This window comes from Plantactinospora sp. A48, from assembly GCF_055793945.1.
On sequence record NZ_JBTIXF010000130.1, the window covers coordinates 1 to 2,019 of the forward strand.

Consider the following 2,019-nt stretch of genomic DNA (forward strand, 5'->3'; position numbering starts at 1 on the left):
ACGTACGTCAACCTGCCCACCCGCAGCCAGGACGGCTCCGGACTGCACATCACCATGCCCTCGTCCGGTGCCCCGTTCAGCGCCCTCGCGTACGTGGTCAAGCTGACCTTCCCCGGCCAGATCCCCACCCCCGGCTCCGGACCCACCCCCACCGGATACGTCCGGATCGCCAACGCGGGCACCGGCCTGGCGCTGGACAGTGGTGGAAACGTCGCCTCCGGCTCGAACCTCAAGCAGTGGAGCTGGGACGGCAGCAACAACCTGCAGTGGCAGCTCGTCGACGCCGGCGGCGGCTACTACCGGATCGTCAACCGCACCAACGGCATGGTCGCCGACAGCTGGGGCAACACCGCCAACGGCGCCCCGGCCCGGCAGTCGGCCTGGAATGGCAGCAACAACCAGCAGTGGCGCCTCAACAGCGTCGGCAACGGCCGCTACCAGATCATCAACCGGGGCACCGGCACCGCGCTGGACGGCATGGGCACCGCCAGCGGCTCCACCTGCGGCATGTGGGCGCCCAACACCAGCGCCAACAACCAGTGGACCATCACGGCGGTCTGACCGAACCGCTGAGCCGTCAAAGGCTGAGCCGTCAAGGCTGAGCCCTGTTAAGAAGGGCCCCTTGCTATACCGGATGCGATAACAAGGGGCCCTTCCTTTCAGTTGGGGTTACCAGCGGTGGTGGACCTGGGGGCGGATCCGCCGGTCGTACAGGTCCTCGACGGCCGTCAGGGTCTGCTCCGGCAGGGCCGGCAGCTGGGCCGCCGCCGCGTTGGCCACCGCCTGGGCCACCGTGCTGGCCCCGGGGATCACGGTGGTCACGCCCGGTTGCTGGATCACCCACCGCAGCGCGGCCTGGGCCGGGGAGACGCCGTCCGGCACCAGCTCGGCGAACTCCGCCGCCGCGGCCAGGCCGGTCTGGTAGTCCACCCCGGAGAACGTCTCGCCGACGTCGAACGACTCGCCGTGCCGGTTGTAGTTGCGGTGGTCGTTGGCCGCGAACGTGGTGTCCGGCCGGAACTTGCCGGTGAGCAGCCCGGAGGCGAGCGGCACGCGGGCGATGATGCCCACCCCGGCCGCCCGTGCGGCGGGCAGCACCCGCTCCAGCGGCTTGCGCCGGAAGGCGTTGAGGATGATCTGCACGCTGGCCAGGTTCGGCCGGGCGATCGCGGTGAGCGCCTCGTCGCAGGTCTCCACGCTCACCCCGTACGCGGCGACGCGCTTCTCGGCGACCAGCGTGTCCAGGGCGTCGTAGACCGCCTCGGTGCCGAACACCGGAGTGGGTGGGCAGTGCAACTGCACGAGATCGAGGGTGTCCACGCCCAGGTTCTCCCGGGACCGGTCGGTCCAGGCGCGGAAGTTGTCCAGCGTGAAATGTTCGGGACGCTGCTCGACGCGCCGCCCCATCTTGGTGGCCACCAGCACCCCGGAACCGGGGTGGGCGGCGAGGAACCGACCGATGAGTTGCTCGCTGCGGCCGTCGCCGTACACGTCGGCGGTGTCCAGCAGCGTCACGCCGTCCCGCACCGCGGCGTCGATGATCGCCAGCGCCTCGTCCGGATCGACGTCGCCCCAGTCGGCGCCCAACTGCCAGGTGCCCAGTCCGACGACAGATACCGCACGGCCGGTCCGGCCCAGTGTCCGTTGCTCCACGGGCGGAGGCTACCCAATCGGGACCGGCGGCGTCACCATCCGGTCCCGGCGGGGCTACACCCGGCGGCGCACCCACCCGATCAGGGCGGTCACCACGAACAGGACGGCCCCGATCACGAACAACCAGAACAGACCCTTGATCACGAGCCCGACCACCACCAGGACCAGCCATGCCGCCAGCAGGACACCGATCAATACGATCATGACCGTGGCGTACCCGGGCTTGACCTGCGCAAACTCGCCGATCCGGCGAGTCCCGGGGGGGGGGGGGGGGGGGGGGGGGGGGGGGGGGGGGGGGGGGGGGGGGGGGGGGGGGGGGGGGGGGGGGGGGTGGGGGGGGGGGGGGGGGGGGGGGGGTGAGGGGGA

The 2,019-nt window shown here is 71.6% G+C and carries 3 protein-coding genes; 1 reads left to right on the top strand and 2 read right to left on the bottom strand.

The features are described from left to right. On the top strand, positions 1-561 hold a 561-nt coding region (locus ACXN5W_RS30255), incomplete at its 5' end, for an RICIN domain-containing protein (RefSeq protein WP_473161800.1). A gap of 108 nt (positions 562-669) precedes the next feature. Here ACXN5W_RS30255 and ACXN5W_RS30260 read toward each other — a convergent pair. Next, positions 670-1,653, bottom strand: coding sequence for an aldo/keto reductase (locus ACXN5W_RS30260; protein WP_473161801.1), 984 nt, complete (start codon positions 1,651-1,653; stop codon positions 670-672). Positions 1,654-1,707: 54 nt separating this feature from the next. Beyond that, a complete protein-coding gene (locus ACXN5W_RS30265) occupies positions 1,708-1,857 on the bottom strand; it encodes a hypothetical protein (RefSeq protein WP_473161802.1) in 150 nt (49 codons plus the stop codon). Positions 1,858-2,019: the final 162 nt, after the last annotated feature.

Coding starts and splice junctions, on each gene's coding strand:
- ACXN5W_RS30265 (WP_473161802.1), bottom strand. CDS start 1,857: ATGATCGTATTGATCGGTGTCCTGCTGGCGGCATGGCTGGTCCTGGTG.